Here is a 22,097-nt window from a genome sequence, read left to right on the forward strand (position 1 = left end):
GCACTGAGCCGACTCGCTGAACCCGCTCGGCTGAGCTGCCCACAATTCCGGACCGGAAGGTAGCGTCGGAGGGGTGAGCCAGGAAACCGAGACCCGACGGCGGCCCATGGTCGACTGGGACCGGGCAGCCGCCACCGGCGCGCTGCTGGTGCGCGGCGGCCCGCAGGTCGCCCGCGGCGAGGCCGACCGCGCGGTGGTCGACCTGCGGGAGCTGACCGCCGAGGCGGAGGGGCACGTCCGCGAGCTGACCGGCCTCGGCCTCGACCTGCCGCTGCTGCCCGGCACCGTGGTGGACCGGCCCGGCTGGGTCCGGTCCGCGGCGTCCGGCCTCGGTGAGCTCACCGGCCGCGCCCTGCCCGCGGCGCAAGGCGGTCCGCTCGGCCCGATCCTGGCGTCCGGCACCGGTGTGCAGACCGGGCTGCTGCTCGCGTTCCTGGCTTCCCGCGTGCTCGGCCAGTACGACCCGTTCGGCGGCGAGGAGAACAAGGGCGAGCTGCTGCTCGTCGCGCCGAACGTGGTGGCCGCCGAGCGCGCGCTGAAGGTCCCCGCGCGCGATTTCCGGCTGTGGGTCTGCCTGCACGAATGCACGCACCGGCTGCAGTTCACCGCGGTGCCGTGGCTGCGCGACTACTTCGCCGACGAGGTCGAACGGCTCGTGTCCGGGCTGGCGGAGAGCTCCACCGACGGCCTGGCCGAACTGGTCGGCAGGCTGCCTGACGCGCTGCGCAATCGCGGCAAGGGCGGCGGCATCGCGGAGTTGCTGCAGTCGCCGAAGGAGCGTTCGGTTTTCGACCGGCTGCTGGCGTTGTCCACGCTGTTGGAAGGCCACGCGGACTACGTGATGGACGCGGTCGGTCCGCAGGTCGTGCCCAGTGTCGAACAGATCCGGGCTCGGTTCACCGCGCGTCGCCAGGGCGGCGGGCTTTTCGACCGGCTGCTGCGCGCGGTGCTCGGTCTCGACGCGAAGATCCGCCAGTACGAGGAAGGCGCGAAGTTCACGCGGCACGTGGTGGACGCGGTCGGGATGGACGGGTTCAACAAGGTTTGGCGCTCGCCGAACACGTTGCCGACTCGCGCCGAGATCGCCGACCCCGCGGCCTGGGTGCGGCGACTGCACGGGTGAGTGCGCTCGCCGCGGTCCGGACAGCGGTTCGCGATTTCCTCGCGACGGTCGCTGTCCCCGGCGAAGTGTGCGTCGCGGTGTCGGGCGGCGCGGACTCCCTAGCGCTCGCTGAAGCGACGGCGTACGTGCTTCGGCACCGAGACGTCCGTACACGGGCGCTCGTCGTCGACCATGGTCTTCAGGCCGATTCAGCCGTCGTAGCCGCCGAAGCAGCGACAGTGGTGAAGGGCGTCGGCATCGACGTCGTCGAGGTGCACGCTGTGCACGTCGTAGGCAAAGGCGGTCCCGAAGCAGCCGCGCGCGCCGCGAGGTACCACGCGCTGCGCGAAGCGTTGCCAAACGGCGAAGGGCTCGTGCTGCTCGGCCACACTCAAGACGACCAAGCCGAGACAGTGCTGCTCGGTCTAGGCCGAGGTTCCGGACCACGGTCGCTCGCCGGAATGCGTCCGCACGATCCGCCGTGGGGCCGTCCGCTGCTCGGCATCACTCGCGCGCAAACCGTTGCGGCGTGCGCAGAACTCGGCCTGGAGCCGTGGCAAGACCCGCACAACGCCGATTCCCGCTTCACCCGGGTACGGCTGCGTACGGAAGCACTGCCGCTCCTGGAGGACGTGCTGTCGGGTGGAGTCGCTCCAGCTTTAGCCCGTACGGCCGCACAGCTGCGCGAAGACACCGAGGCGTTGGACACACTCGCTGCGCGCGTGCACGAGCGCGCGGCCCGCGAAGACGACCTCGACGTAGCCGTGCTCGCAGCCGAGCCCGCTGCGCTGCGCAGACGGGTTCTCCGCAGGTGGCTGCTGGACTCCGGGGTCCGCGAGCTCACCGACGCGCACCTGCGTTCGGTCGACGCGCTCGTGGCCCGCTGGCGGGGGCAGGGCGGGGTCTGGCTGCCAGGCAACTTGGAGGCTCGACGGCGGCGTGGCAGGCTTTCGCTTGCCGGACCCGAACCCACCACCCGAGGGGAATGACCCGTGTACGAGGGCGAGATCGCCTCCGTGCTCATCACCGAGCAGCAGATCAAAGACAAGATCGCGGAGCTGGCGGCGAAGATCGCCGCGGACCACCCGGAAAACGGCCAGGGCGACCTCCTCCTGGTCGGCGTCCTCAAGGGCGCCGTCATGTTCATGACCGACTTCGCGCGGGCGCTTCCGGTGCCGACGCAGCTGGAGTTCATGGCCGTGTCGTCCTACGGGTCGTCGACCTCGTCGTCGGGGGTGGTGCGGATCTTGAAGGACCTCGACCGCGACATCGCCGGCCGCGACGTCCTGATCGTCGAGGACATCGTCGACTCCGGGCTCACCCTGTCCTGGCTGCTGAAGAACCTGGCGAGCCGGAACCCGGCCTCGCTCGAGGTCGTCTCGCTGCTGCGCAAGCCGGAAGCCGTGAAGGTCGAGGTGCCGGTCAAATACATCGGCTTCGACATCCCCAACGAGTTCGTCGTCGGCTACGGCCTCGACTACGCCGAGCGCTACCGCGACCTGCCCTACATCGGCACGCTCGATCCGCACGTCTACACGTCCGGATAGTCCGGTTCAGCACGGTTCACGGTAATACTTTCGGGTGCGGAACCCAGAAGCCCGAAATCGCGTCATAGGGCTCGACCAGGTGCGTTAACCTATGCGAAGACCTATTGCCATGCGGACGAGTGACACCAGCCGACGGGCTGGTCCTCGCGCGGGGGAACGGAGAGAGGGCAGATGGGCAACAACAGCTCGGCGGATGCCGCGGCGTTCAAGAACGCCGCTGTCAACGGCCAGGTCGGCATCGACCCGGATGCCGCGCAGACCGTGCTGAAGAAGATCCGGACCGGTCGGGACGCGGTCGAAGCTCTCCTGAACAGCGCGGGCACGCTCGCGCAGCCGCCGAAGCTCGGCGCGAACCCGGTCGGCAAGGCGATGGCGACCAAGTTCGTGCAGCGCGCCGACGGCGGCGGCGACTCCTACTCGTCCGCGCTGCAGAACCTGCTCGGCCAGTACCAGGCGGCGGAGGAAGGCATCGTCGCGGCGATGGCCCGCTACCACGAGATCGACCAGTCCGCCGGCGACCCGTTCCGCAACAAGGCCTGACGTCCTAGGGGGATCACGCAGTCATGGCACCGAACACCAACACCTCGGCCCCGGGCGGCACCGCCTCGGACGGATCGGGCTACAACACCTCCGGCTACGGCACGTCGTCCTCGGCCCCCGCGCCCGGCTCCGCCGTCGCGATGGGCTCGAACTCGGCGGCCAACGACATCGTCGCGTCCGCGCGCAGCGGCTCCGGCGGCTTCGAGATCGGCGGCGACCGCGCCATCGGCAACCCGCCGAACTGGCAGTCGCAGGAAAGCCAGCAGCTCTACATCGGCGCGACCACGGACAACGACCCGGGCACCGCCGAGTCCACCGGGCAGCACTGGACCAAGCACGGCACCGAGCTGAAGCAGGCGTCCGACGACCTGTACACCGCGATCGGCGAACTGGGCAACGTCTGGGTCGGCCACGGTGCGGCGGGTGCGCAGGGCGCGCTCGTGGCGATCGCCAACTCGGGCACGCAGGCCTCCGACGCCGCGCACACGATGGCCGACAAGCTCGCCCGGCAGGCCGCCGCGGCCGCCGAGGTCAAGAAGATGCCGGCCCCGAGCGACTACGACCCGAAGCAGGCCATGACGGCCGCGCTCGCGGGCGGCCCGGCCGCGATGGCCGCGGACCAGAAGGCGCAGGCGGACGCCGCGAACGACGTCAAGGCGCAGCAGGTCGCGTTCTTCAACGCCTACACCCAGGCGATGAGCGAGGTCGACGGCTCGACCCCGAGCTTCGGCCCGGATTCGCTCGGCATGAAGCCGACCGCGAACCACTTCAACGGCAACTCGTTCACCAACGTCAACGACATCGGCCACACCGACGGCCCGGGCGCGCTCGGCTCCCCGGGCAGCTTCGGCACGGTCGGAGCGCACGGCGCGGTCGGCGGCGCGGGTGTCGCCGGGCACGGCGCTCCGGCGCACGTCTCGGCCGACTCGGGCAAGTACGGCACCTCCGGTCTCGAGGGCGGCGCGCTCGCCGGCGGCCCCGGCGCGGGTACGGGCGTTGGCGCCGGTTCCGGCGTCGGCGCGGCCCCGGCCGCTCCGGCCCCCGCGAGCACGGGCGGCAGCGGCCTCGGTTCCGCGCTCGGCCTCGGCGCCATCGGCGCGGGCGCCGGTCTCGCCGGCGGCAAGCTCGGCGAGGGCAACCGCAGCGGTTCGCGCAAGGAGGAGGAAGGCAAGACCTCCGCCGCGTCCGAGCACCAGAACGGGCAGAGCGCGGCGTCGGCGGCTCCGCAGCAGCAGGGCGTGGTCCCGGCGGGCGGCACCATCGGCCAGTCCCAGGGCGGCATGAGCCCGATGGGCGGCATGGGCGGCGGTGCGGGCGCGCACGGCGCTGGCCAGGAGGACGAGGAGCACACGCACGCCTCGTTCCTCATCGAGCCGGACCCGGACGACGCGTTCGGGGCCAACGAGGCCACCCCGCCGCCGGTCATCGGCGCGTGGTCGGACGACGACAACTGACGCAGTGCTCGCGGGCGCGTGACCGGAAGCGGTCACGCGCCCGCGAGCGTTCGCAAACACTCGGGGTAGGGGGTTGGTCGATGCCGAACGCGGAGCTGCTCGCGCCGATCGAGGTGGACTTCCTGTGGGAGTCGGCCGGTTTGGGCGAGCTGCCGTATCCGCTGCGGATCCGTTCGCACGGCGCGACGATGGACGAGCGCTCGGCGCTGCGCACGCGCACGCTCGGCGCGCTCGCCGACCGGGGGCTCGCCGACGACCGCGGCAGGCCCGCTCCGCACGTCGAGGACTACTTCGGCATCCTCGCCTCGCCGGACGTCAGCCTCGACACCGTCCAGCTGCTCGACCCGAACGGCGAACCGCTGCTCGCGGTCGCGGGCAGCGCCAACGGCGACGGCCTGTTCGCCGTGCAGGACCAGCGCGGGCTGCACCTGCACCCGTGCGCGCCGGACGGCCTGGCCACGGCGATCATTTCGCTCCTGCCGGGCGCTCCGCGCGGAACCGAAAAGTCGATCACCGTGCCGCTGGAGCAGCTGGTCGGCGCGTCCGGGGTGGACTTCATGCAGCGGCGCGGCAACCAGGTCGACGCCTCCGGCCGCGCGAGCGTCGACGAGGACCGCAAGGCCCTCGCCCGGCTGCACGCCCAGCAGCGGCTGCGCGGCGGCCAGATCGGCGCGAACGCCCGCAACCGGCTCGGCGGGCGCAGCCGGTCAACGGTGCTGAGCTGGTTCGACACCGAAACCGGCCGGTACTTCACGCAAGCAAGCCAGGGCCACGACGGACGCGACTGGATCACCATCGCCCCCGCCGACCCGGCGACGCTGCGGCACCGGCTCGGCGAAATGCTCGCCGGGGTGGCCGACCAGGCCAGCGCGGGCGCGTTCTGACCCCAGCCGGAACCGCCCCAATGCGATTTCTCCGCAAAGGTCCGTGAGGGGAACCCTGAGGGAATCAGAGTCCCTCAGGGTTCCCCTCACGGACTTCGGCATCGCGGGCATCGCGCCGGGCCAGCCGACCGGGGCCGGGAACGCCCGCGGGCAACTGGCTGAAACCGCCCCAATGCCACTTTGGGTGCGCGGGATGCACCGAACGCCACTTTGGGTGCGCGGGATGCACCGAACGCCACTTTGGGTGCGCGGGATGCACCGAACGCCACTTTGGGTGCGCGGGATGCACCCAATGTGGCGTCGGGGCGCTTGAAGACTGCCGATCCGGCGCTACGCTGGGCCGGAGATCGTTGACCGGAGGGTGAGCAGCACCGGATGCACCAAGAGTTCTTCTCGCCGCTGGCATTCGACTTCCTGTGGGAGTCGGCCGAGCTGGGCGAGCTGCCCTACCCGCTGCGCGTGCGCTCGCACGGCGCGACCGAGAACGAGCGCGTGTCGCTGCGGCACCGGGTCGACACCGAGCTGAAAGCCCGCGGCGTCCGCGATTCCCGCGGCCGGATCGAGCCGGACGTCGAGGACTGGCTGACGTTGCTCGCTCGTGCCCCGCACTCCATCGACGCGCTGCACATCCCGCAGTTCGAGGCGCATCCGGTCGCGCTGCTCGCCGCGGGCGACGAGCGCACCGGCGTGGTCGCGATCCAGGACGCGGACGGCATCTGGCTGCGCGAGACCCAGCCGGACGCGCTGGTGTCCACGATCGTCGAACTGCTGCCGGGCGGCCCGCGCGGCAGTGAGGCGTCGGTCACGCTTCCGCTGGACGAGGCGCTGCACACCCAGCCGATTCGGGTTCCGGTCGCGGCGGGCGGCGGCCAGCCCGAGGAAAAGGGCGGCCGGCGGGCGAAACGCCAGTCGCTCAGCGAGCGCGCCACTGTCGACCCGCGCGAGACCTACGGGCTCATCGCCGGTCAGCCGCGGCTGCGCGGCGGTCAGCTCGCAGCGAACAGCCGATCCCAGCTGGGACACCGGCAGCGGTCCCGGGTTCTCGGCTGGTTCGACACCGCCACCGGACGGTATTTGAGCTTGTCGAGGGCGGGTTCGGACGGCCGCGAATGGGTCACCGTCGCTCCGGCGGACCCGGCGACACTGCGGAGCAGGCTGGGTGAAATGGTGGCTTCAGTGGCGGTCGACACCCGATAACCGGGTGACGTGTCGTCCCGGAACGGGAACCCTCGCGCGGGATTGGCCGTTGACCTGCGAGAGGCTCGCCAGGCTTCCCCGCCCGCCCGGACGGTACCCTGGTGGGACGGGTGCCCTGCGGCGCCCACGGGTTGTCAAGATCGCGATGGCGGGTATCACAAGAGCCGCCCAACCAGGGAGGGTCGAGGCCGCAAGGGCCGAGTCGTATGAACCGGAAGAGCGTGCTCAGGAACCCACTGCTGTGGATCGTCGCGGGGTTGCTGGCGTTGTTCGCCTACAACACGATCTTCGACAGCGATCGTGGCTACACCCAGGCTCCTATCTCCACGGCGATGCAGCAGGTCAAGGCCGGCCACGTCAAGGAAGCGAGCCTCGAGGACAAGGAGCAGCAGCTCAAACTGCTGCTCACGCAGAAGATCGACATCGAGGGGCAGCAGACCGACCAGGTCGTCGCGCAGTTCCCCGGCGGTGCGACCGACGACATCTACAAAGAGCTCCTCGGCGCGAACGTCGACAACCAGGCGAACCATCCGATCAAGTTCACCACCAAGGTCACCCAGCAGAGCCTGCTGACCCAGATCCTGGTCTTCGCGATCCCGCTGGCGCTGGTGCTCGGCCTGCTGATGTGGATGATGAACAACGCCCAGGGCGGCGGGAACCGCGTCCTGAACTTCGGCAAGTCGAAGGCGAAGCAGCTCAACAAGGACATGCCGAAGACGACCTTCGGCGACGTCGCGGGCGCTGACGAAGCGGTCGAAGAGCTGTACGAGATCAAGGATTTCCTGCAGAACCCGGCGCGTTACCAGGCGCTCGGCGCGAAGATCCCGAAGGGCGTGCTGCTCTACGGGCCGCCCGGCACCGGCAAGACGCTGCTCGCGCGTGCTGTCGCCGGCGAGGCGGGCGTGCCGTTCTACACGATCTCCGGTTCGGACTTCGTCGAGATGTTCGTCGGTGTCGGCGCGTCGCGGGTCCGCGACCTGTTCGAGCAGGCGAAGCAGAACGCGCCGTGCATCATCTTCGTGGACGAGATCGACGCGGTCGGCCGCCAGCGCGGCGCCGGCCTCGGCGGCGGCCACGACGAGCGCGAGCAGACGCTGAACCAGCTGCTGGTCGAGATGGACGGCTTCGACGCCCGCGGCGGCATCATCCTGATCGCGGCCACCAACCGCCCGGACATCCTGGACCCGGCGCTGCTGCGCCCTGGCCGGTTCGACCGGCAGATCCCGGTGTCCGCGCCGGACCTGCTCGGCCGCAAGGCGATCCTCGAGGTGCACGCCAAGGGCAAGCCGATCGCGCAGGGCACCGACCTGACCGGGCTGGCCAAGCGCACCGTCGGCATGTCCGGTGCGGACCTGGCCAACGTGCTGAACGAGGCCGCGCTGCTCACCGCCCGCGAGAACGGGCACGTGATCACCGACGTCGCGCTCGAGGAATCGGTCGACCGGGTGGTCGGCGGTCCCGCGCGCAAGAGCCGGATCATCTCCGAGAAGGAGAAGAAGATCACGGCCTACCACGAGGGCGGGCACGCGCTCGCCGCGTGGGCGATGCCGGACATCGAACCGGTGTACAAGCTGACGATCCTGCCTCGCGGCCGTACCGGCGGGCACGCTCTGCTGGTGCCCGAGGACGACAAGCAGCTGATGACCCGGTCGGAGATGATCGGCCGGCTGGTGTTCGCGATGGGCGGCCGCACGGCCGAGGAGCTCGTCTTCCACGAGCCCACCACCGGTGCGTCCTCGGACATCGAGCAGGCGACGAAGATCGCTCGCGCGATGGTCACCGAGTACGGCATGAGCGCTCGGCTGGGCGCGGTGAAGTACGGCCAGGAGCAGGGCGACCCGTTCCTCGGCCGGTCCGCCGGACGGCAGGCCGACTACTCGCTCGAGGTGGCGCACGAGATCGACGAGGAGGTGCGCAAGCTCATCGAGACCGCGCACACCGAGGCGTGGCACGTGCTGAACACCTACCGCGACGTGCTCGACAACCTGGTCATGGAGCTGCTGGAGAAGGAAACGCTGCAGCGCAAGGACCTCGAGCGGATCTTCGCGACCGTCGAGAAGCGCCCGCACATCACCGTCTTCAACGAGTTCGGCGAGCGCACGCCGTCGGACAAGCCGCCGATCAAGACCCCGGGCGAGCTGGCGATGGAGCGCGGCGAGCCGTGGCCGCCGCCTGCTCCGGAGAAGGAAAAGCCCGCTCTGCAGCCCGCTCCGACCCCGGTCGGCACGGCCCCGGGCGCGGGCGAGCTTCCCGGCGGCCCGCCGTATCAGGCTCCGGACCCGAACGCGAACCCGTACGCCCCGCCCGCCAACGGCGGACGTCCGGCCGGCGGGCCGAACGGCACCGGCCGCTGGGGCCAGCCGTATGGTGGTCAGCAGCAGCCGGGCGGTCCGGCAGGCGGCGGCTACCAGCCCGGTGGCCATGGCGGTGCGCAGAGCGGACCGCCGAACTACGGGGCGCCTCCGGGCTGGACCCCGGCGACGTCCCCGGGCGGCCAGCAGCCGTGGCGCCCCGCCGAAGACCGTCCGCGTGAGCAGGGCTGGTTCGCCGACGGCGCGAACGGCCAGCAGCCGGACGAGGGGCAGCATCGGCGTGACGTCGACGGAACAGACAAGCAGTAAAGACGGCATCCGCCCGGTCTTCGATCAGGACCGGGCGGAGCGCGCCGTTCGCGAGCTGCTGCTCGCCTGCGGCGAAGACCCGGATCGGGACGGTCTCCAGGACACCCCGGCCCGGGTCGCTCGCGCTTACCAGGAGATGTTCGCCGGCCTCTACACCGATCCGGACGAGGTGCTGGCGAAGACGTTCGACGAATCGCACGAGGAGCTCGTGCTCGTCACGGACATCCCGATGTATTCCAACTGTGAACACCACCTCCTCCCGTTCCACGGGGTAGCCCACATCGGCTACATCCCGAACGGCGAGGGCAAGGTCACCGGGCTGTCGAAGCTCGCCCGGCTGGTCGATCTCTACGCCCGCCGCCCGCAGGTGCAGGAGCGGCTCACCTCGCAGATCGCCGACGCACTCGTGCGGAGGCTGGAGCCGCGCGGCGTGATCGTGGTCGTCGAGGCGGAGCATCTGTGCATGTCGGTGCGCGGGATCCGCAAGCCCGGTTCGCGCACCACCACGTCGGCGGTGCGCGGGATGCTGCGGTCGTCCGCGACGTCGCGCGCCGAGGCGATCGAGCTGATCCGGGGGCGCCGGTGATCCCCCGGCCGGGGCGGTGCGCCGTGATGGGCGTGCTGAACGTGACGCCGGATTCGTTCTCCGACGGCGGCCGGTACCTCGACGTCGACCAAGCGCTGGAGCACGCGCGCGAGATGTGGGCGCGCGGCGCGGACCTGATCGACGTCGGCGGCGAGTCGACGCGGCCGGGCGCCTCGCGGGTCGACGCGGAGACCGAGGCCGCGCGCATCCTGCCGGTGATCCGGCAGCTGGCTTCCGAAGGCGTCGTGCTGTCGGTCGACACCACGCGGGCCGCGGTCGCCGAAGCCGCGGTGGCGGCCGGCGCGAAGGTGATCAACGACGTGTCCGGCGGGCTCGCCGATCCGGCGATGGGGCGGGTCGCGGCGGAAACCAAGGTGCCGTGGGTGTTGATGCACTGGCGCGGGCACAGCAAGGACATGAACGCGTTGGCCACGTACGCCGACGTCGTCGCCGAAGTGCGCGGCGAGCTGCTGGAGCGGGTCGACGAGGCGATCGCGGCCGGGGTTGCCGAAAGTGAGATCGTGCTCGACCCCGGCCTCGGGTTCGCGAAGCACGCCGAGCACGACTGGGCGTTGCTGCACGGGCTGAATTCGTTGCTGGACTTGGGTTTCCCGGTCTTGGTGGGTGCTTCGCGCAAACGCTTCCTCGGCCGGCTGCTGTCCGGAAAGGACGGAGTGCCGAGGCCGCCGGACGGCCGCGAAGTCGCCACCGCGTCGATCTCGGCGCTGGCCGCCGCGGCCGGCGCTTGGGGGGTGCGGGTGCACGAGGTGGGGGCTTCACTGGACGCTGTGGCGGTGGCCGCGGCCTGGCAACAAGGACGGGCCGATGGCTGACCGCATCACGCTCACGGGGTTGCGCGTGTTCGGCCGACATGGCGTCTTCGAGCACGAGAAGCGCGACGGGCAGGAATTCGGCATCGACATCGTCGCGTGGCTCGACCTCGGGCCCGCCGCGGCGTCGGACGACCTGACCAAGACGCTGCACTACGGCGAATTGGCCGAGCTGGCGGCGGGGATCGTCGCCGGGGAGCCGTACGACCTGATCGAAAGCGTCGCCGGGAAGATCGCCGACGAGGTCATGCGCGACGACCGGCTGACCGCCGTCGAGGTCACCGTGCACAAGCCGGCCGCGCCGATTCCGCTGACCTTCGACGACGTCGCGGTCACCGTCCGGCGGGAGCGGTGAGCCGCGCGGTCCTGTCGCTGGGCTCCAACCTCGGCGACCGGCTCGGCTATCTGCGGAGCGCGGTCGACGCGGTGCGCCCGGCGCTCGTCGCGGTGTCCGGGGTGTACGAGACGAAGGCCTGGGGCGTCGAGGACCAGCCCGATTTCCTGAACGCGCTGTGCATCGTCGACGACCCGGCGCGCGACCACTGGGAGTGGCTGCGCGCCGGGCAGGCTGCCGAACAAGCGGCGGGCCGGGTGCGCGACCTGCGTTGGGGCCCGCGCACGCTCGATGTCGACATAGTGACAGTGCAGGGCGTGCTCTCCGACGATCCGGAGCTGCTCCTGCCGCACCCCGGGACCCCGGACCGGGCGAGCGTGCTGATCCCGTGGCTCGAGATCGACCCGGACGCCGAGGTCCCCGGGCACGGCCGGGCCGCCGACCTGCTCGCCCGGCTGCCGGAAGCCGACCGGGCGGGCGTCGTCCTGCGACCCGACCTCACCTTGTCGTGAGCGGCTGCGCCGGTTCTAACCGGCTCCGCCACTCACGACGATCGGGAACCCGCTGGTAGGAAGCTGCGCCCGGTCGGCGGGTCCAGCCTCGGCTTGTCGTGAGCGGCTGCGCCGGTTCTAACCGGCGCAGACACTCACGAGGCCCGTAGCGCCGCCAGCAGGAACTGCACCTCGTCCTGCTTGCTGGGGATGGCGGGCCAGCCGTTGATCGTCGCGAGCAACTGCCAGTACCGCTCGGCGCGCGGATCCGCCCCCACGGCGATTCCGTCGGCCATCTTGTAACGGACCGCCGGGTCGGCCGGGTCCTGGTCCGGGCGGGCCGAGGCGGTCGCGATCGCGTCCGCCAGCGCCTGTCCGGCCGGGGAGTCCGGCGCGTGGCCCGCGTCGAGCGCGGACCGGGCGTCGGTCATCCAAGCCGCCCAGTTTTCCTGCTGGGCCTTTGTCGGCTGCTCGTACTCGCCCGCTTCCCGCGCGGTCGAATGCCGTTCGCTCATCGTGCGGATGGACTGCCGGAACCCGGGGTCCCGCACGAGTTCGGCGAACTCGATCCAGGCCTCCAGCTGTTCCGGAGCCGGATCATCCGGAAGATCCGGTTTCGCCGACTGCATTCGCGCGTAGAACTCGGGATCGACATCGAGCCCCTCCATCATTTCGGACCAGAACTCGTCCACCAAACGGCGGCGTTCCTCGTCCGGCATTTGGGCGATGCGATTCATCAGTTTCACTTCCTCCAGCTCGGAATCCCGTTTCAGCACCGCGCGCAATACCGCGCGGCGCAGCCGCAACCGCCGGATCTGCTCGTCCAGAGCGTCGACGTGGCTCGTCGCCAGGTCGCGCACCGTCGTCTCGCGCGCCAGTGCGCGGGACACCTCGGGCAGGCCGATGCCCAGCTCGCGCAGCGTCCGCACCAGCTCCAGCCGGGCGAGCGCGTGCGCGTCGTACAGCCGGTAGCCGGCACCGGTCCGCTGCGTGGGCGGGAGCAGGCCCTCGTCGGAGTAGAACCGGATGGTCTTCACCGGCAGCCCGGTGCGCCGGGACAGTTCGCCGATCGTGAAGACCGTGGTGGCAGGCATGTCAGGCATCGTGGAGTCTCCAGTCGCTGGAGAGTCAAGCCTGCCAGAACGGGCTCGGTACGGTGGAGTCATGCACTTCACGCGGTCCCGGGACCTGGTCGTGGCCGCGGTCCTCGGCCTCGCCGTGGTCTACGTGCTGTTCCAGGCCGCTTACGGCGATCTGCCGCAGCTGCCCTTGCTCGCCGGGGTGACCTTCGCGGTGCTCGCGATCGCCGAGGCCGGTTTGGCCCTGTCGATCCGGTCGCGGATCAAGTCGGGCCGGGTCCACGGCGACGCGGTCGGAATCGCGCGGGCGGTCGCGCTGGCGAAGGCGTCTTCGCTGGCCGGGGCGTTTCTGGGCGGCGGCTGGATCGCCGCGTTCGGCTATGTTTTCCCGCGACGTGACGAACTCGTCGCCGCGGTCTCCGACAGCAAGTCGGCGGTCGTCGGGGCGGTGTCGTCGGCGCTGCTCGTAGCTGCCGGTTTGTGGCTCGAGCACTGCTGCCGGACGCCGCCGGAGGACCGTCGGTCCCCGACCGGTTAACGCCTCGATGGCACCGCTCGAAGTACCGACTAGGTCTCATTCGGATCACCGGAAGGTACGGTGTCAGGCATGACTGGCGTGGGTGACGACTCGCATGGCCGCCGCGCTGGCGGGCCGTGGCTTGTCGCCGGATTGCTCCTCGCCGTCGGCGCCACCGTGGTTTTGGTGCTGAGCGACGACCTCCGGTACCTCCGGCTCGGGATCGTCGCGGCGCTCTGGGCTGCCCTGATCGGCGCCTTCCTCGCTGTTCGCGCCCGCAAGAACGCGGCGCACAGCGAGGACGCGGTCGCCGAGGCGCAGGCGGTGTACGAACTGGAGCTGGAACGCGAAATCGCGGCCCGGCGGGAGTACGAGCTCGAACTCGAGACGGAAACGCGCGAGGCCGCGCAGGCACAGTCACGAGAAGAATTGGATGCGCTGCGTGCCGAAGTGGCTGCGCTGCGCGAAAGTCTGCATTCGCTGTTCGGCGGAGAGGTGCTGCTGGAACGCGTCGCGCTCACCGCGCAGGCGACTCGGATGCGCTCGTTGAACGACGAGCAGCGCCTCGTTTCCGCTGGTTCTGAGACCAAGAACGGCAATGGCAAGAAACCGGCTCAGCTGCTCGCTCCGAAAAAGCAGGTGGTCGATGTTCCGGAGCGGCCGACCGAATTCATGGACCGGGTGCTCGACGCGACGCCCGCGGAGCGTCGCCGTCCGCCGGTGAACGGCGGCGCCAATGGGGCCGCGAAGACCAATGGCGCCAATGGGACTTCCGGCGCGAACGGCTCGATCAGCGCTGGATTGAACGGTTCCGGTCCGAATGGCGACCGGTCGACCCAGCTGCGTACCCAGCAGATGCCGCGGTTGAAGCCGAAGCGTCCGGAACCGCCCGCCGAGCCGGAGCCGTTCGAGGACGACGTCGAATCGGAGAGCCCGGCTCCGCGCGGTGGTCGCGATTCTCGGGCCAGCCTGGCGGAGGCGTTCGTGCCTCGTGGCGGCCGTGGCGACGCGGGGCCGCATGAGGGGCGGGCGAGTGTGGCGGACGCGTTCGCCGCGCGTGAGCCGCGAAATGGTGCGCCGGAAGCGCATGCTGAGCGGCCGCCCGCTCGCGGTGGTGCGCCGGAGGCTGGCCCTCGTGGGGGTGCGCCGAAGCCGCGTGCGGATCGTGCGCCGGAGCCGTACGAGGCTGAGCGTCGTTCGGCTGGCGAGTCTGGTTCGCATGTGCTTCCGGAAGCGTTTGAGCAGGACGTTCCTGAGCGTGGGCAGCGGAATGTGACTGAGCCGTTGCCGCGGGAGGCTGAGCGGGCCCGTGGTTCGTTCGGACAGGGGCCGCGGGCTGCCCGGCCGCAGAATGATGCGCCGGAGCCTGCTCGTCGGCCGGTCGCCGAGGCGCAGCCGACTCGGACTGTCGCGCCGGTGAGCAAGCCGGAACCGCCGGTCAAGGAGGAGCGGCCGGTGCCTCGGCTGGCGGCTCGGCCTGCTCCGCAGCGGCCGGAGGAGCGGCCGGAACCTGCTGAGCGGACTGCGATTTCCCGGCCTGCTGAGCCGGTCGCGCACCGGCGTGCTGAGGCTGCCCCGAAGAAGGTGGAGAAACCGGTGGTGGAGAAGGAGACCGCGGCTGAGCCGCAGACTCGTGCTCCGTCTCGGCTGGAGCAGTTCTCCCGGTCGGATTTGTCGCCGTTGGCTGAGGACACGCCTACTGGGCGGCATGGGGCTCCGGGGGCGGATGCGGTTAACCCGACTTTGCCGGAGTCGGTTCGGAGTTCGGTCGGCAGCGGGTCTGGAGGGCGGCGGCGTCGGCCGGAGGCTGAGGCTGCTCCAGTGGCTTCTGGGGGGCGTCGGCGGCGGCCGGAGGGCGAGCCTCCTGCTTGGGAGGCTTCTGCTGCTGAGGAGAGCGAAGAGGCTGCGCATGGGCGGCGGGCCGCGGACACTGGGCACCACGCGTCTGGGCGGTCTGTGACGGAATTGCTTGCGGCTAATGGGAAGACTGAGGGGAGTCCTCGGCGGCGGCGTCGGGCTGAGGATTGATTCTTCTTTTGGCTCGTCGCCTGGGGGCGACATTGCCGCGGTGGTTGCGTGGGGCACCCCGAAGCTGATTGTGACGACGGCGCGGGGGTGCTTGTCAAGGCGGGAAAGATGCCTTGACAAGCACCCCCGCGCCGCGTTTTTGGCTTCGTATCGGGGTGCGGGGGTGGTGTGGGTGCCTCGCTGGTTGGGTGTACCGGCTGCGGTTGGGCGGTGGGTGAGCGCGGCTTGGGTGGTTGGTTGCGTGGGGTTTGCGGCGGGGTTAGCGCCCCAATGTGGCGTTGGGTGCATGTGACGCACCGAATGCCGCATTGGGTGCGTGGGATGCACCGAATGCCACATTGGGGCGCATCGCGGCGGCGGCGAGCGAAGCGGGTGGGCTGTGAAGGGCTCCTTGAGGGAATCTGAGGCTGTGAAGGGGTCCCTCACGGGCTGCGGCGGGTCGTGAGGGGAACCCTGAGGGACTCTGAGTCCGTGAGGGTTCCCCTCACGGACGAGACTGGTGTGTCAGGGATGTGTGTCACAGCGGCGTCGCGCATAGGGCTGAACCCGGTACGTCCAACCAGCGTCCCCGGTACCTCCTGCGTATGGTGACCGCTCGTGAACGGCACTCTCCCTGCCACGTCGCCGGGCTCTGCGCCTGCGGCATCTCGTTCGCGGCATGTCACCGTGCTCCTTCCGGTGCTCGGGCTGATCGTCGTGGCGTTGTGCGGGCTTTTTCTTTTCGGGCTCGCCACTGCGCGCGTGGGGTGGCTGGCGGTCGCGATTGGCGTTGTCGCCGCGTTGCTCCCGGTGGGGGTGGTGGTCGCCGGGTTGCTTTGGGTTGATCGGTGGGAGCCTGAGCCGGCGAAGTTGCTTCTGATCGCTTTCGCTTGGGGCGCTTGCATTGCCACGGTTACCGCGCTGCTGATCAATACCGGGGCCGAGGCGTTCGGTGATCTGCTTCTTGGCGGCGGTAACGGCAGCAAGGTCAGTGCGCTCGTCTCCGCGCCGCTGGTCGAGGAGGCCGCGAAGGGCGTCTTCGTCCTGTTGATCTTCTGGCGGCGCAACGAGGAATTCGACGGGATCGTCGACGGCGTCGTCTACGCGGGGTTCGCGGCTGCTGGGTTTGCCTTCACCGAGAACATCTATTACTTCGGCCGTGCCTTCGCTGACTACGGCTTCGGCAACGGCACCAGCTCGGGTGTGCTCGCCGCTTTCCTCGTGCGGGGCGTGCTTTCGCCGTTCACGCATCCGTTGTTCACCGCTATGACCGGCATCGGGTTCGGCATCGCCGCGCGGTATGCGCAGCGGTGGGTTCGGATTCTTGCGCCGCTGGCCGGGTACCTCGCTGGCGTCTTCCTGCACGCGCTGTGGAACGCCGCTGCCACGCTCAACGGCGGGAAGTCGTTCCTCACGCTGTATTTCCTGGTGATTTTGCCGCTGCTGATCGCCGCGATCTACGTGATCGTGTTGCAGCGGCGGAGAGAACAGCGGATCGTCGCCGCCGCGTTGCCGAAGATGGCGGCTGCACGGTGGATCGCCCCGTCGGAGATCGACCTGCTTGCCAGTCTCCCTGGGCGGCGCGAATGGCGTAAGCAGGCGCGCAAGCAGTCCGGTCGGGCGGCGGCGCGGGCTGTGGGGCGGTATCAGGCGAGCGTGACGGAGCTCGCATTCCTTCGGCGTACTCGGTTGCGCACTGAGCAGGACCGGCAGCGGCAGGAAGAGTTGTTGCAGGCACTGCGGGACGCCCGCGCGGATGCGGTGCGATTGGCGAACAATCGCGACAGTCGGTGAACATTCCCCGTTCGGGGTAGCTCTACCGTGCCAAAAATGGCGTTCCACCGGGGGATTCGGGCACCTGGCGACCGTCAGAAGCCGACTGCCAATAAGGTACGGGCGCGATTGGCCGCCCCGGGTGAAGCTGGTCACCCGGGCACCTTGATCCGGCCGGGGCGGGGCTACTCTCGCGCCGTCGTCTGGTACCCGCGACGAAAGAGCGGGACTGGAACGAACATGAGGAGTTTCGAGCCATGAGCGTCCACAGGCGCACGCCATGAACCGACCGGCCCGCCTTGCCGTGGGCGTCGTTTCCGCCGGCCGCGTGGGCAGTGTCCTCGGTGCGGCATTGGCCAGGGCTGGCCACACCGTCGTCGCCGCGTCGGGGCTGTCCGCCGCTTCGCTGAACCGCGCGGAGCGGCTGCTGCCCGATGTCCCGTTGCTGCCGCCCGACGAGGTCGTGCGGAGAGCCGATCTCGTCCTGCTCGCGTTGCCGGACGACGCGCTCGCGGGCACCGTCCGTGGTCTGGTCGCTACGAATTCCGTTCGCGCGGGCCAGATCGTGGTGCACACCTCGGGCGCGCACGGCATCGACGTGCTGGCCCCGGTCGCGGAAGCCGGTGCGCTGCCGCTCGCGCTGCATCCGGTGCTCACCTTCACCGGCCGCGAGGAAGACCTCGAACGCCTTGTCGCGGCGAGCATCGGCGTCACTGCGGCGCCGGACGATGACGCGGCGTGGAATGTCGGCGAGGCGCTCGCGGTCGAGATGGGTGCCGAGCCGGTGCGGGTCCCCGAATCCGCGCGGGCGCTGTATCACGCGGCGCTGGCGCACGGCGCGAATCACCTGATGACACTGGTCGCCGACTGCACCGAAACCCTGCGCGACGCCGGAATCGGGCATCCGGAACGACTCGTCGCACCGCTGCTTTCGGCGGCATTGGACAATGTTCTCCGCCACGGGGACCGCGCCCTCACCGGACCGGTTCCGCGTGGTGATCTCGGCACCGTCCGCAAGCACCTCGACGTGCTCACGGACCGGGCGCCGCAGATCGCCCCGGCCTACCGGGCGCTGGCCCGGCGCACCGCCGAACGGTCCCGCGCAGCGGGCCTGCTCGACCCCGCGGCCGCGGGCGAACTGACCGATCTTCTCGCCGACCCCGCTGAAGGACAGACCCCGTGACGACACCGAAATTCCAGCGCGGAACGCTCAACACGTTCCAGCCGCCGGAGCACATCAGCAAGGTGAGCCAGGCGCTGCGCAGCGTCGGCCGGAAGGTCGCGCTCGTGCCCACCATGGGCGCGCTGCACGACGGGCACCGCGAACTGCTGCGCCGTGCGAAGCGGCTGCCGAACACTGTCGTCGCCGCGTCGATCTTCGTGAACCCGTTGCAGTTCGGCGAGGGCGAGGACTTCGAGGCGTACCCGCGGCAGCTTGAAGCCGACCTGGCGACGCTGTCCGAAGCGGGGGTCGAGCTGGCCTTCACGCCGAAGGCCTCGGACATGTTCGACGAAAACGCGGCGGTCACGCTGCATCCTGGACCGCTCGGCGACGAACTCGAGGGCGCGGTCCGGCCAGGGCATTTCTCCGGGATGCTCACGATCGTCGCGAAGCTGCTCAACGTGGTCCGCCCGGACTACGCGTTCTTCGGGGAGAAGGACTACCAGCAGCTGGTGCTGATCAAGCGGATGGTGGCGGACCTGAACATCGGCACCCGGATCATCGGGGTGCCGACGGTCCGGGAGCGGGACGGCCTCGCGCTGTCCTCGCGCAACGTCTACCTGACGCCGGAACAACGGGAAGACGCCGTGGTGCTGTCGGCCGCTTTGTCGGCCGGGGCGCACGTCGGGCGGGACGGGGCGGAGGCCGTGCTGGACATGGCGCGGAAGACGCTCGCGGCCCGTCCCCAGGTGGAAGTGGATTACCTGGAATTGAGGGGAACCGATCTGGGGCCGGCGCCCGTCGACGGAGAGGCGCGGTTGCTGGTCGCGGCCCGGGTGGGGAGTACCCGGCTGATCGACAACGCGGGAGTGCTGCTCGGAACAGCCGTGGAACATCCGAGCGGGGATCCGGACGCAGGGGAATAGGGAGAGTCCACGATGTATCGCACGATGCTGAAATCGAAGATCCACCGGGCCACGGTGACCCAGGCCGACCTGCACTACGTGGGTTCGGTGACGGTCGACGAGGACCTCATGGAGGCCGCCGATCTGCTCGAGGGCGAGCAGGTGTCCATTGTGGACGTCACGAACGGCGCGCGGCTGGAGACCTACGTCATCACCGGCGAGCGCGGCAGCGGCGTGCTCGGCATCAACGGAGCCGCCGCGCATCTGGTGCACCCGGGCGACCTGGTGATCCTGATCGCCTACGGGCAGATGGACGACGCCGAGGCGCGTGCGTACCGGCCGCGAGTGATCTTTGTGGACGATTACAACCGGATCGTCGAGCGCGGGGACGACCCGGCGCACGCGCCGGACGGATCGGGTCTGCTGAGCGGCACGGTCACGCTGCCCGAAGAGGACACGATGACCTTCCCGGTGGCCGAAACCGCGGACGCGCGCCGGCTCGACGCGTTGCTGCACGCCGAAAACTGACCTGTACCGGCGGTCGCGAGCCGCAGTAAGGAAGACCTCGTTGCTGCTCACTGTCGACGTCGGCAACACCAACATCGTGCTCGGCCTCTACGAGGGCGCCGAGCTGGTCGGTGACTGGCGGATGCGCACCGACGCGCGGATGACCGCGGACGAACTCGCGCTCACCGTGCGCGGCCTGCTCGGCCCGCACGCCGACGCGGTCACCGGAATCAGCGCACTGTCCACAGTGCCCGCGGTGCTGCGCGAATTGCGGGTGATGCTCGGCCGCTATTACGCGCGGGTGCCGAAGGTCGTGGTCGAGCCCGGCGTGCGCACCGGGGTCGCGCTGCTGGTGGACAATCCGAAGGAAGTCGGCGCGGACCGGCTCGTGAACACCCTTGCCGCGCACCATTTGCACGCCACCGCGTGCGTGGTGGTCGATTTCGGAACGTCTACGAATGTCGACGCGATCTCGGCCCGGGGCGAATTCCTCGGCGGGGCGTTCGCCCCGGGCATCGAGATCTCGGTGGACGCGCTCGCCGCCCGCGCGGCCGCGCTGCGGAAGGTGGAACTCGTCCCGCCGCGTTCGGTGATCGGGAAGAACACCGTGGAATGCCTGCAGTCCGGCATTCTGTACGGCTTCGCGGGCCAGGTCGACGGGCTCGTGCGGCGGATCGTGCGGGAACTGCAAGCCGACAGCTCGGATCCGGTCACGGTGATCGCCACCGGCGGGCTCGCCCCGTTGGTGCTGGGCGAATCCGAGACGATCAAGGAGCACGTGCCGGACCTGACGCTGCTCGGCCTGCGGCTGGTGTACGAACGGAATGTGCGTTAGCCGAACTGCTCGGCGAGGTAATCCTCGAAAGTGCGGGTGCCGGTGTCCGCGTCGAGGTTGAGATTGCCGTTCGCGCGATAGACCTTTCCGGCGGCACCGGGAATCCGCATCGGCATTTTCGCCCGGCGCCGTCCGCGAGCCCGCACATACTTGTCGACCAGCTCGCCCATGCCGTACACCTTGGGGCCAGCCAGATCCCGTACCCGCCCGGCCGGTTCGCCGAGCGCCAGCCGCGCGATCCGCTCGGCCACTTCCCGGACGTCGACCGGCTGGAAATTGACCCCGGGCACCGGCACGATCGGCAGTTTCGCCACTGCCTGCACGGCATTGAGGCAGAAGCCGTGGAACTGGGCCGCGCGCAGGATGGTCGAGGGCACTTCCGACGCGGCGACGAGTTTTTCGGCTTCGTGCTTGCGGCGGAAATAGCCGAGCGGCACCGCGTCCGCGGCGATCACCGAAATGAAGACCAGGTGGCCGACTCCGGCGCGTTCGGCAGCCCGGACGAGATTCGCCGTCGCCACGTCGTCGCCCTTCGGGCCGCCTGCCAGGTGCACGACCACGTCGGTGCCGTCGACCGCGGGGGCAAGGCCCTCGCCGGTCATCAGGTCGCAGGCGAACCGGTCGGGGCCGTTCGCGTTCCGGCTGAGGACGCGCACCTTCGCGTCGCCGAGCGCGGGAACGACCAGCTTGCCGAGGGTTCCGGTGCCGCCGGTGACCAAGATCGTCGTCATGACAATTCCTTCCGGGTAAAGTGCCGCTGGTCGGGCACTGGGGGTGTCCTACTGGGATGAACCCGCCCGTGACAGGAATGTGACAGCGCGGCCTCCGGCCGCTCCGTTGAGGGCGGCGGTGGGGCGGGGAGGGGTGACAGGTGGACGTTCGAGACCTGCTCGCGGCCCAATTCGAGGAGCAGCGGCCGCGGCTGCGCGGGGTCGCTTACCGCATGCTCGGCTCGCTGGCCGAGGCCGACGACGCGGTGCAGGAAGCTTGGCTGCGCGCGGACGGCGCGGACATTTCCGAAGTGCGGAATCTGCCCGCCTGGCTCACGACTGTGGTGGCGCGGGTGTGCCTGAACCTGTTGCGCACGCGCGAACACCGCCGTGAGGACTCGCTGGACGCGTTCCCGCTCGACCGCGGCGACGACGGCGCGGACCTCGCCGAAGAAGCCCAGCTGGCCGACTCCGTCGGGCTGGCGATGCTGGTGGTGCTCGACGTTCTCGGCCCGGCCGAGCGGATCGCCTTCGTGCTGCACGACCTGTTCGCCGTGCCCTTCGAGGACATCGCGCAGATCCTGGACCGCAGTCCGGCGGCGGTCCGGCAGTTGGCCAGCCGGGCCCGTCGCCGGGTTCGCGGCGGAGAAGCCGGGCCAGCCGATGCGAGCAAGCGACGCGGGGCTGTCGAGGCTTATTTGGCCGCTGCTCGTGAGGGAGACTTTGCAGGACTGTTGAAAGTGCTCGATCCAGACGTCGTGCTGCACTCGGACACCGGCGCGGCACCAGTGGTGCTGCGCGGTGTCCGAGCGGTCAGCAAGGGCGCGCTGCTTGCTTCGGAAGTCGCGCGCAGTACGCAGGTCGCGTTGGTCGACGGCGGTCCCGGCCTGGTGCTCGCCCCGCGCGGCCGGCTGGCCGTCGTCCTCAAGTTCGTTTTCGACGGCGACCTGATTACCGGGATCGACGTGATTTCCGCGCCGGAGCGGCTGCGCGGGCTGGAGATCGCGCTCGGATGA

General features: G+C 70.1%; 21 protein-coding genes and 1 pseudogene. 20 read left to right on the forward strand and 2 right to left on the reverse strand.

The annotated features are described in order from the left end of the window. Nucleotides 1-106: 106 nt before the first annotated feature. The 12 genes from ACFORO_RS16825 (at nucleotide 107) to folK (ending at nucleotide 11,607) form a co-directional block, all read left to right on the forward strand. The gene (locus ACFORO_RS16825) at nucleotides 107-1,123 is read left to right on the forward strand and encodes a zinc-dependent metalloprotease (RefSeq protein WP_377873625.1); all 1,017 of its coding nucleotides are present in this window, start codon (nucleotides 107-109) and stop codon (nucleotides 1,121-1,123) included. Further along, on the forward strand, nucleotides 1,120-2,091 hold the full coding sequence (gene tilS, locus ACFORO_RS16830; RefSeq protein ID WP_377873599.1) for a tRNA lysidine(34) synthetase TilS: 972 nt from the start codon (nucleotides 1,120-1,122) through the stop codon (nucleotides 2,089-2,091). Before ACFORO_RS16825 ends, tilS begins: the two co-directional genes overlap by 4 nt. A 3-nt stretch (nucleotides 2,092-2,094) precedes the next feature. Further along, nucleotides 2,095-2,649, forward strand: coding sequence for a hypoxanthine phosphoribosyltransferase (gene hpt, locus ACFORO_RS16835; protein ID WP_037369179.1), 555 nt, complete (start codon nucleotides 2,095-2,097; stop codon nucleotides 2,647-2,649). Nucleotides 2,650-2,820: 171 nt separating this feature from the next. Next, complete coding sequence (locus ACFORO_RS16840) at nucleotides 2,821-3,189, forward strand: hypothetical protein (RefSeq protein WP_067576922.1); 369 nt, start codon at nucleotides 2,821-2,823, stop codon at nucleotides 3,187-3,189. Nucleotides 3,190-3,329: 140 nt separating this feature from the next. Then, the gene (locus ACFORO_RS16845) at nucleotides 3,330-4,643 is read left to right on the forward strand and encodes a hypothetical protein (protein ID WP_377873624.1); all 1,314 of its coding nucleotides are present in this window, start codon (nucleotides 3,330-3,332) and stop codon (nucleotides 4,641-4,643) included. An 80-nt stretch (nucleotides 4,644-4,723) separates the two neighbouring features. After that, complete coding sequence (locus ACFORO_RS16850; protein WP_182895799.1) at nucleotides 4,724-5,527, forward strand: ESX secretion-associated protein EspG; 804 nt, start codon at nucleotides 4,724-4,726, stop codon at nucleotides 5,525-5,527. A 375-nt stretch (nucleotides 5,528-5,902) separates the two neighbouring features. Beyond that, nucleotides 5,903-6,724 carry an ESX secretion-associated protein EspG gene (locus tag ACFORO_RS16855; protein ID WP_354749673.1) on the forward strand — a complete coding sequence of 274 codons (822 nt, stop codon included), beginning with the start codon at nucleotides 5,903-5,905 and terminating at the stop codon, nucleotides 6,722-6,724. 206 nt (nucleotides 6,725-6,930) lie between these two features. Next, nucleotides 6,931-9,345: an ATP-dependent zinc metalloprotease FtsH gene (gene ftsH / locus ACFORO_RS16860; RefSeq protein WP_377871182.1), complete on the forward strand. Its 2,415-nt coding sequence runs from the start codon at nucleotides 6,931-6,933 to the stop codon at nucleotides 9,343-9,345. Next, entirely contained in the window at nucleotides 9,317-9,931 is a 615-nt protein-coding gene (gene folE, locus ACFORO_RS16865) for a GTP cyclohydrolase I FolE (RefSeq protein ID WP_377871180.1), read from the forward strand. The genes ftsH and folE overlap by 29 nt, the downstream gene beginning before the upstream one ends. A 26-nt stretch (nucleotides 9,932-9,957) precedes the next feature. Further along, on the forward strand, nucleotides 9,958-10,764 hold the full coding sequence (gene folP, locus ACFORO_RS16870) for a dihydropteroate synthase (protein WP_377871179.1): 807 nt from the start codon (nucleotides 9,958-9,960) through the stop codon (nucleotides 10,762-10,764). Continuing rightward, nucleotides 10,757-11,116 (forward strand): dihydroneopterin aldolase, encoded by a 360-nt coding sequence (gene folB, locus ACFORO_RS16875; RefSeq protein WP_377871178.1) that lies wholly within the window; start codon nucleotides 10,757-10,759, stop codon nucleotides 11,114-11,116. The genes folP and folB overlap by 8 nt, the downstream gene beginning before the upstream one ends. Further along, nucleotides 11,113-11,607, forward strand: a complete 495-nt coding sequence (folK, locus tag ACFORO_RS16880; RefSeq protein WP_377871177.1) for a 2-amino-4-hydroxy-6-hydroxymethyldihydropteridine diphosphokinase — start codon at nucleotides 11,113-11,115, stop codon at nucleotides 11,605-11,607. Before folB ends, folK begins: the two co-directional genes overlap by 4 nt. Before the next feature lie 134 nt (nucleotides 11,608-11,741). Here folK and ACFORO_RS16885 read toward each other — a convergent pair whose 3' ends face one another. Next, a complete protein-coding gene (locus ACFORO_RS16885; RefSeq protein WP_377871176.1) occupies nucleotides 11,742-12,680 on the reverse strand; it encodes a helix-turn-helix domain-containing protein in 939 nt (312 codons plus the stop codon). Nucleotides 12,681-12,750: 70 nt separating this feature from the next. On the opposite strand from ACFORO_RS16885, the gene ACFORO_RS16890 reads away from it, so the two are divergent. From ACFORO_RS16890 to ACFORO_RS16920, 7 genes and pseudogenes are all read left to right on the forward strand, one after another. Beyond that, nucleotides 12,751-13,203 carry a DUF3180 domain-containing protein gene (locus ACFORO_RS16890; protein ID WP_377871175.1) on the forward strand — a complete coding sequence of 151 codons (453 nt, stop codon included), beginning with the start codon at nucleotides 12,751-12,753 and terminating at the stop codon, nucleotides 13,201-13,203. Nucleotides 13,204-13,272: 69 nt separating this feature from the next. Continuing rightward, the gene (locus tag ACFORO_RS16895; RefSeq protein ID WP_377871174.1) at nucleotides 13,273-15,210 is read left to right on the forward strand and encodes a DUF6779 domain-containing protein; all 1,938 of its coding nucleotides are present in this window, start codon (nucleotides 13,273-13,275) and stop codon (nucleotides 15,208-15,210) included. Between the two features lie 666 nt (nucleotides 15,211-15,876). Then, entirely contained in the window at nucleotides 15,877-16,983 is a 1,107-nt protein-coding gene (locus ACFORO_RS16900) for a PrsW family intramembrane metalloprotease (protein WP_377871173.1), read from the forward strand. A gap of 247 nt (nucleotides 16,984-17,230) precedes the next feature. Further along, a pseudogene (locus tag ACFORO_RS16905) lies at nucleotides 17,231-18,145 on the forward strand (Rossmann-like and DUF2520 domain-containing protein); the annotation flags it as partial. Next, on the forward strand, nucleotides 18,142-19,050 hold the full coding sequence (panC, locus tag ACFORO_RS16910) for a pantoate--beta-alanine ligase (RefSeq protein WP_377871172.1): 909 nt from the start codon (nucleotides 18,142-18,144) through the stop codon (nucleotides 19,048-19,050). The pseudogene ACFORO_RS16905 and the gene panC, both read left to right, overlap by 4 nt. Nucleotides 19,051-19,062: 12 nt before the next feature. Then, nucleotides 19,063-19,557 (forward strand): aspartate 1-decarboxylase, encoded by a 495-nt coding sequence (gene panD, locus ACFORO_RS16915; protein WP_043827144.1) that lies wholly within the window; start codon nucleotides 19,063-19,065, stop codon nucleotides 19,555-19,557. Between the two features lie 40 nt (nucleotides 19,558-19,597). Then, the gene (locus tag ACFORO_RS16920) at nucleotides 19,598-20,371 is read left to right on the forward strand and encodes a type III pantothenate kinase (protein ID WP_344265498.1); all 774 of its coding nucleotides are present in this window, start codon (nucleotides 19,598-19,600) and stop codon (nucleotides 20,369-20,371) included. Here the strand turns inward: ACFORO_RS16920 and ACFORO_RS16925 are convergent. Then, nucleotides 20,368-21,102 carry an SDR family oxidoreductase gene (locus ACFORO_RS16925; protein WP_377871171.1) on the reverse strand — a complete coding sequence of 245 codons (735 nt, stop codon included), beginning with the start codon at nucleotides 21,100-21,102 and terminating at the stop codon, nucleotides 20,368-20,370. The two genes, ACFORO_RS16920 and ACFORO_RS16925, sit on opposite strands and share 4 nt — an antisense overlap. 140 nt (nucleotides 21,103-21,242) lie before the next feature. On the opposite strand from ACFORO_RS16925, the gene ACFORO_RS16930 reads away from it, so the two are divergent. After that, nucleotides 21,243-22,097 (forward strand): sigma-70 family RNA polymerase sigma factor, encoded by an 855-nt coding sequence (locus ACFORO_RS16930; protein ID WP_377871169.1) that lies wholly within the window; start codon nucleotides 21,243-21,245, stop codon nucleotides 22,095-22,097.

The sequence above is a fragment of the Amycolatopsis halotolerans genome (genome assembly GCF_042647905.1).
GTDB lineage: Bacteria > Actinomycetota > Actinomycetes > Mycobacteriales > Pseudonocardiaceae > Amycolatopsis > Amycolatopsis halotolerans.